At 70.4% G+C, this 7,129-nt stretch carries 2 protein-coding genes and 1 pseudogene; all 3 read left to right on the top strand.

Annotated elements, in window-relative coordinates; genetic code table 11:
- Positions 1-3,302: SDR family NAD(P)-dependent oxidoreductase (locus tag ACH4TL_RS45665; RefSeq protein ID WP_398425537.1), on the top strand; the 3,302-nt coding region annotated here is incomplete at its 5' end.
- A gap of 87 nt (positions 3,303-3,389) precedes the next feature.
- Positions 3,390-6,431: pseudogene (locus tag ACH4TL_RS45670) on the top strand (type I polyketide synthase); the annotation flags it as partial.
- A 183-nt stretch (positions 6,432-6,614) separates the two neighbouring features.
- On the top strand, positions 6,615-7,129 hold a 515-nt coding region (locus tag ACH4TL_RS45675; protein WP_398425538.1), incomplete at its 3' end, for a polyketide synthase dehydratase domain-containing protein.

Below are 7,129 nucleotides of genomic sequence, written 5' to 3' on the forward strand. Positions count from 1 at the left end.
GGCTGCGGGTGAGTCATGCGTTCCACTCGCCGTTGATGGAGCCGATGCTCGCGGAGTTCGCCGACATCGCGTCGACCCTCACCTACCGGCAGCCGGTGCTTCCGGCGGTCAGCACCGTCACGGGTCAGCCCCTCGCCGATGGCGACTGGACGACCCCCGCCTACTGGGTCCGTCAGGTGCGCGAGCCGGTCCGCTTCCATGACGCCCTGCTGACCGCCACCGGCGAACAGGCGGTGGCCCGGCTGCTCGAAATCGGTCCGGATCCGGTACTGACCGCGCTTGCGCGGTCCGAAGGGTCCACCGTGGTTTCGGTGCTGCGCAAGGGGCGCGAAGAGGTCGGCACCGTGCTGACCGCCGTGGCCGAGATGTTCGTACGAGGCGGCAAGGTGGACTGGCCCGCTGTCTTCGCTGGGACCGGCGCGCGGCGAGTGGATCTGCCGACGTACGCGTTCCAGCGGCAGCGGTACTGGCTTGAGGCTTCCCGGCCGGTCACCGACGCCCGGGGGCTGGGTCTGGGTGCGGCGGGGCATCCGTTGTTGGGTGCTTCGGTTGCGGTGGCGGGTTCGGATGCGGTGCTGCTGACGTCGCGGTTGTCGGTGCGGTCGCATCCGTGGCTGGCTGATCATGTGGTGGCGGGTTCGGTGTTGGTGCCGGGTACCGCGTTCGTTGAGCTTGCTGTGCAGGCGGGTGACCGGGTCGGCTGTGACCGTGTGGAAGAGTTGACCTTGCAGGCGCCGTTGGTCCTTCCGGAGGACGGCGCGGTTCAGGTGCAGCTCAGCATTGACGCGCCGGAGCCCGGTGAGGAGCAGCGTTCGCTGCGTGTGTACTCGCGCCCGGACGGCGCCTCGGCCGACCGGCCGTGGACGTTGCACGCCACTGGCACCCTTACGGCCGAGCGTGCCGCCGCTGACTGGGACCTGAGTGTTTGGCCGCCTGCCGGTGCGGAACCGGTCGCGCTGGACGGGCTGTACGAGCGGCTGACCGGCGCCGGGCTGGTCTACGGGCCCGCGTTCCGGGGCTTGGGGGAAGTCTGGGCGAGCGGCGGCGATGTGTTCGTGGAGGCGGCCTTGCCGGAGGAGGTGGCCGGGGAGGCGTCGGCGTACGGTCTGCATCCGGTGCTGCTGGACACGGTGCTGCACGCGCTCGGGCTCCAGAACCCGGACGCCGAGGGCACGATGCTGCCGTTCCTCTGGTCCGGCGTGTCGCTGTCCGCCGTCGGCGCCCCTGCCGTACGGGCCTGCCTGTCGCCGCGAGGGACCGGCGAGTACGGGCTGCGGCTGGCCGACGCCGCTGGTCAGCCGGTGGCCGACATCGACTCGCTGGTGCTGCGACCGGTTACCGCAGCAGACCTCGCCCGGGCGGGTTCTGCCCCCACGGACGGTCTGTTCCGGCTGGACTGGGTTTCCGCGCCGACTCCGGCCGAGCCGGGCGAACCCGGCGACTGGGCCGTCCTCGGCACCGATGCGCAGACCGAGGACGAGTGGCGTGCCGCCGGTGTCGCGGTGACCGGCTACCAGGACTTGGGAGCGCTGACCGCTGCCGTGGCCGGGGGCGCTGCGGTTCCCGGCACGGTGGTCCTGCCGGTGGTGGCGGATTCTGGTGATCTCATTGGTGGGGTTGCTGGTGTGCTGGCGACGATGCGGACGTGGCTGGCTGAGAAGTGTCTGGCGGATTCGCGCCTGGTGGTGTCGACCACGGGTGCGGTCGCGCTGGATGCTGCCGCCGACGCGAGTGAGCTGGATCTCGCGAGTGCGGGTGTGTGGGGTCTGGTGCGGTCGGCGATCAGCGAGCACCCGGGCCGGTTCGTGTTGGCCGATGTGGACGGCGAGCCGGACTCCTACCGGGCTGTGGCGGCGTACGCGGCCGAATCCGGCGAGAGCCAGTTCGCGGTGCGCGAGGGGCGGATCCGGCTGCCCCGGATCGTACGGATGACCGTTCCCGCCACGGACGAGGACGTCCCGGCCACACGCTGGGACAAGGGCACGGTTCTGGTGACCGGTGGTACGGGTGGTCTGGGAGCGGTGGTGGCCCGGCATCTGGTCGCCACGCATGGTGTCCGTGATCTGTTGTTGCTTTCCCGGCGTGGTGTCGGGGCGCCGGGTGCGGAGGAGTTGCGTGATGAGCTGACCGGGCTGGGTGCGCGGGTGACGATTACCGCCTGTGATGTAAGTGACCGGGCGGCGCTGGCTGGTGTGCTGGACGCGGTCCCGGAGGATGCGCCTCTTAGGGGCATTGTGCACACCGCTGGTGTGCTTGATGACGGAGTGATCGCTGATCTGACGCCGGAGCGGTTGGCCCGAGTACTCGCGGCGAAGGCGGAGTCGGCGGTGCATCTGCACGAGTTGACGGCCGACCGGGACCTGGCCGTGTTCGTCCTGTTCTCGTCGATTGCCGGTGTGGTGGGCAACGCGGGTCAGTCGGCGTATGCGGCGGGTAACTCGGTGCTGGACGCGCTGGCGGTGTCCCGGCGGGCTGGGGGGCTCGCCGGGACATCGCTGGCGTGGGGTATGTGGGAGCAGGCCGAGGGCATGGGGGGCCGTCTGAGTGAAGCGGACATCGCCCGCCTTCGGCGTCAGGGATTTCCACCGCTCTCTACCCAGGACGCGCTCGCCCTGCTGGATGCCGCACTGCAAGTCGACGAGCCCTTCACGCTACCGATGGCGTTGCGGACCAGCGCGCTCGCCGGGCGGCGAGACACGCTGCCCAGCGTGCTGCGCGACCTTGCTCCGACCACCGGCCAGCGGCGCTCCGTCGGCCATGCCGCGGCCGCCCACGACTCGGGGCCGGCCCACCGCCTGAAGGAGCTTTCGCCCGCCGAGCGGGACCGGATGCTGCTCGACATGGTGCAGACTTCCGTCGCCGCCGTGCTCGGCCACGCCTCACCCGCATCGATCGATCCGACACGCGCGTTCAACGACCTCGGCTTCGACTCGCTGACCGCGGTGGACCTGCGCAACCGGCTCAGCTCCGCCACCGCCCTGCAACTGCCCGCCACCCTCATCTTCGATCACCCCACGGTCCTGTCCCTGCGGGACTACCTGCGGGCGGAGTTGGTGCCGGAGGACGACGGTGGCGCCGGATTTCTCTTCGGGGAACTCGAAAAACTCCAGTCGATCCTGGCCGAGACGGTGCCCACCGATGAGGCCGTCCGAGCCGAAGTCGGCACCAAGCTACAGAAACTGCTGGCTGTATGGGCCGAGAGCGACGGCGGCCCGGAGACGCGGGCGGGCACCGAGGAAATCGAGGACGCGACCGACGACGAGCTGTTCTCTCTGATGGACAGCCGGCCATGGGCGAACTGAGCCTCGCGGCTCAGGCTTCGGCTCTATCTGAAGGATAAGGAACGCATGGCGAACGAAGACAAGCTCCGGGAATATCTCAAGCGCGCGATCGCCGATGCTCGGGATGCTCACCTTCGCCTGAGTGAAGCCGAAGCGAAAGACCACGAGCCCATCGCGATCGTGGGCATGGGATGCCGGTACCCGGGCGGGGTGACCTCGCCGGAGGATCTGTGGCGGCTGGTCAGCTCGGCGGGGGACGGGATCACCCCGTTCCCGACCGATCGCGGCTGGGACCTTGAGGCCCTGTTCGACCCGGACACGGACCGCGCGGGCACCTCGCACGTACGCGAGGGCGGGTTTCTGCACGACGCGGCCGAGTTCGACGCCGAGCTGTTCGGCATCTCCCCGCGTGAGGCCCTGGCCATGGACCCGCAGCAGCGGCTGCTGCTGGAGACCTCGTGGGAGGCCCTGGAACGGGCGGGGATCAACCCCCACTCGCTGCGCGGCTCGGCCACCGGTGTCTTCGCGGGGCTGATGTACCACGACTACGCGTCGCGCCTGAGCGGTGTGCCCAAGGACGTCGAGGGCTTTCTCGCCAACGGCAACGCGGGCAGCGTCTTCTCCGGCCGCATCTCGTACGTGTTCGGGTTCGAGGGGCCCGCGGTGACACTCGACACCGCGTGCTCATCCTCGCTGGTCTCCCTGCACCTTGCCTGCCACGCGCTACGGACCGGCGAGTGCGGGATGGCGCTCGCCGGTGGCGTCACGGTGATGGCCGGCCCGACGACGTTCGTGGAGTTCTCCCGGCAGCGTGGCCTCGCTGCCGACGGCCGGTGCAAGCCGTTCGCCGAGGCTGCGGACGGCACCGCCTGGGCCGAGGGCGCCGGTGTGCTCGTACTGGAGCGGCTGTCCGAGGCACAGCGGCTGGGCCACCAGGTGCTGGCGGTGATCAGCGGCAGCGCCGTCAACCAGGACGGCGCCTCGAACGGGTTGAGCGCGCCGAACGGGCCGTCGCAGCAGCGCGTGATCCGCCAGGCGTTGAAGGCCGCGCGGATCCCGGCGTCCGAAGTGGACGTGGTGGAGGCGCATGGCACCGGAACCCGGCTCGGCGATCCCATCGAGGCACAGGCGCTGCTCGCGACCTACGGCCAGGGGCGCGACGGCGCCGAGCCGCTGTGGCTGGGCTCGGTGAAGTCGAACTTCGGACACACCCAGGCCGCCGCTGGCGTCGCCGGTGTCATCAAGATGGTGATGGCCCTCCGCGCCGGGGAACTGCCCCGGACTCTGCACGTGGGTGAGCCCTCGTCGCATGTCGACTGGGACGCGGGCTCGGTGCGCCTGCTGACCGAAGAGCGGCCCTGGCCCCACGCCGAACATCCCCGTCGCGCGGGGATTTCTTCGTTCGGTATCAGTGGTACCAACGCCCATGTCATCCTTGAGGAACCGCCTGTCGCGCCAGGCGGTGACAGTGGTGACGGTGACGGCCAAGAGAGCGGCACCGCCTCCGACGAGGCCACGTCGGACCTGTCGGCGATGCCGGTGGTGCCGTGGGTGCTGTCCGGCCGGAGCGCCCAGGCGGTGCGGGCACAGGCCGGACGCCTGGCGGCCTTCCTCGACGGGCGGGACGCCGCCCCGGTCGACGTCGGCTTCTCGTTGGCGACCACGCGGGCGGTCCTGGAGCACCGGACTGTGGTGCTGGGCGCGGACGGGTCGGCGCCGCTGACCGGCTTGACAGACCCGGCCGGTGGCGACGCCGCGATATCCGGTGCGGTGACCGACGGCCGGACGGGCTGGATGTTCACGGGGCAGGGCAGTCAGCGGCTTGGTATGGGGCGTGAGCTGTACGGCACGTTCCCGGTGTTCGCGAAGACCCTGGATGAGGTGTGCGGTTTTCTGGACGCGGAGCTTGCGGGCAGGCCGGGGTTTGAGGTTTCGGTGCGGGAGGTGTTGTTCGCGGCGGAGGGTTCGGCGGAGGCGGCTCTGCTGGATCGGACCGGGTATGCGCAGACGTCGTTGTTCGCGGTGCAGGTCGCGTTGGTGGAGTTGCTGCGGTCGTGGGGCATGGGTCCGGATGTGGTGTTGGGCCACTCGGTGGGTGAGTTCGTCGCGGCGTATGTGGCGGGTGTGTTCGAGCTGGCGGATGCGGCGCGGTTGGTGGGGGGTCGTGCGCGGTTGATGCAGGCGTTGCCCTTGGGTGGTGCGATGGCGGCGGTCGAGGGTGAGGAGGCGGAGGTCTCCGAGATTCTGCGGGGGCTGCCGGACTCGCAGCGGGTGTCGGTCGCGGCGGTGAACGGGCCGACGTCGGTGGTGGTTTCCGGTGGCGAGGATGTGGTTGAGCGGGTGATGGCGGTTGCGCGGGAGCGGGGTCGGCGGGTGTCGCGGCTGCGGGTGAGTCATGCGTTCCACTCGCCGTTGATGGAGCCGATGCTGGCGGAGTTCGCCGACATCGCCGCGAGTATCACCTACCGGCAGCCGGTGCTTCCGGCGGTCAGCACCGTCACGGGTCAGCCCCTCGCCGATGGCGACTGGGCGACCCCGGAGTACTGGGTGCGCCAGATCCACGAGCCGGTCCGGTTCCACCGGGCTCTGGAGACCACCACGCGCGAACAGGGCGCGACCCGGCTCCTGGAGATCGGCCCCGATCCGGTGCTGACCGCGCTGGCCAAGGCCGCCGTCGACATTGATGTGGCGTCGACACTGCGGAAGGGCCGCGGCGAAGCCGAGACCGTCCTGTCGGCGGTCGCGGAGATGTTCGTACGCGGCGCGCAGGTCGACTGGCCCGCCATGTTCGCCGGGACCGGCGCGCGACGGGTGGACCTGCCGACGTACGCCTTCCAGCGGCAGCGGTACTGGCTGGATGCCGCGCGTCCGGTCACCGATGCCCGGGGGCTGGGTCTGGGCGTCGCGGGGCATCCGTTGTTGGGTGCTTCGGTTGCGGTGGCGGGTTCGGATGCGGTGCTGCTGACGTCACGGCTTTCGGTGCGGTCGCATCCGTGGCTGGCTGATCACGTCGTCGCCGGTTCGGTCCTGGTGCCGGGCACGGCCTTCGTTGAGCTTGCGGTGCAGGCGGGCGATCACGTCGGGTGCGCCCGGGTCGAGGAATTGACCTTGCAGGCGCCGCTGGTCCTCCCGGAGGACGGTGCTGTTCAGGTGCAGCTCAGTATCGACGGTGCCGAGGATGGCCGTCGTGGCTTGCGGGTCTATTCGCGCGCGGAGGAGGCCGACGCCGAGCAGGCGTGGACTTTGCATGCCGTGGGTGTTCTGGCTGTTGAGGCTCCTGCTGTTGGGTGGGATTTGCGGGCGTGGCCGCCGGTGGGTGCGGAGGCGGTTGTGGTGGATGGGTTGTATGAGCGGTTGTCGGGTGTGGGGCTGGCGTATGGTCCGGCGTTCCGTGGTCTGCGGGGGGTGTGGAAGCAGGGGGAGGACCTGTTCGTGGAGGCCGCTCTGCCGGAGGAGGTCGCGGAGGACGGGGCTGGGTTCGGGCTGCATCCGGCGCTGCTGGACACGGTGCTGCACGCGCTGGGACTCGGCGAAGCCGATGCCGGCACGGACAAGGCATTGCTGCCATTCATGTGGTCGGGCATGACCCTGTCCGCCGTGGGCGCCTCCGCCGTACGGGTACGCCTGTCTCCGCGAGGCTCGGGCGAGGTGGCGCTGCGGGTGGCCGATGACGCCGGTGACCCGGTCGCCGAGGTGGCGTCGCTGGTGCTGCGCCCGGTCTCGGTCACCGAGCTGAGCGCGTCCGCCTCTGCCACGGCGGAGAGTCTGTTCCGGCTGGAGTGGGTTCCTGCGCCGGTGGCCCGGTCCGAGGAGCCTGTGGAGTCTGCTGGTTGGGCGGTGCTTGGTGA

The sequence above is a fragment of the Streptomyces sp. NPDC021115 genome (assembly GCF_044333065.1).
GTDB lineage: Bacteria > Actinomycetota > Actinomycetes > Streptomycetales > Streptomycetaceae > Streptomyces.